This is a genomic window from Pseudokineococcus marinus (genome assembly GCF_013004605.1).
In the GTDB taxonomy this organism is placed as follows: Bacteria; Actinomycetota; Actinomycetes; order Actinomycetales; family Quadrisphaeraceae; genus Pseudokineococcus; species Pseudokineococcus marinus.
In genome coordinates this window covers 1-1,042 of record NZ_JABEMA010000562.1, presented here as the reverse complement: position 1 = coordinate 1,042, position 1,042 = coordinate 1, and the positions used below count along the sequence as shown (strand labels likewise).

Genomic DNA, 1,042 nt, shown 5'->3' with positions numbered 1-1,042 from the left:
AGGCGCCGCCGTCGACGCGCTCGACCTGCCGCACCTCGCCGTGCGCGCCGGCGAGCTCGTCGCGCTGCGCGGCCCCTCGGGCGCCGGCAAGACGACGGCGCTGCGCGTGCTCGCCGGGGTGCAGCCGGTGGTCGCCGGGACGGTCGTGGTCGGGGACGTGCTGCACGTGCCGCAGCGGCCGACGCTGCCGCACGCGCGCACCGTCGCCGACGCCCTCGAGCCGCTCGCCACGGACGACGAGCGCTGGGCGGCCCTGGCCGACGTCGGCCTCGCCGCCGAGGTCGCCGCCCTGCCGGAGGGGCTCGCGACGCCGCTCGGCGAGGGCGGCGCGGGCCTGTCGTCGGGGCAGCGCCAGCGCCTGGCGCTCGCCCGCGCGCTGGCCCTCGCGGCCCGTCACCCCGTCGTGCTGCTGCTCGACGAGCCGACCGCCCACCTCGACGCCGACGCCGAGCGCGTCGTCGTCGCGCGCCTGCGGGAGGCGGCCGCCCGCGGCTGCGCCGTCCTCGTCGTCTCGCACCGCCGGGCCCTGCTCGCCGCCGTCGACCGCGCCGTCGACGTCGCCGCCCCTGCCGCGCACTCTGTCGACATCTCGTCGTCAGGCGCTGCTTCCTCGACGCACTCTGTCGACACTTCGCCGTCGAGGACCCCCTCTGGGCGGCGAAGTGTCGACAGGGTGCGGGGAGCGGGCGGGCGCCCGGGGCGGGTCTGGTGCTGGGCCTCGGGCCGGCCGGGCACCGCCGTCGCGCTGGGGGCGTCGTCGTGGGTGTCCGGGCTCGTGCTCACGGGCGCGGCCGCCTGGCTGCTCGTGCGGGCGTCGGACCTGCCGCCCGTGCTGAGCCTGTCGACGGCGGTGGTCCTCGTCCGCGGGTCCGCCGTCGCGCGGCCGCTGCTGCGCTACCTCGAGCGGCTCGTCAGCCACCAGGTCGCCTTCGCCCGCCTCGGCGCGTGGCGCTCGCAGGTGTACGCGGCGCTGGTGCCGCGCGTGCCCGGGCCCGGGCCGCTGCGGCGGGGGGCGCTGCTCGCCCGCGTGGTCGACGACGTC

Annotated in this window: 1 protein-coding gene; it reads left to right on the top strand. The window is 79.8% G+C overall.

Annotated features, from left to right (window positions below; genetic code table 11):
- A partial coding sequence (locus HLB09_RS17495; protein ID WP_171204545.1) for an ATP-binding cassette domain-containing protein occupies positions 1-1,042 on the top strand: 1,042 nt, incomplete at both ends.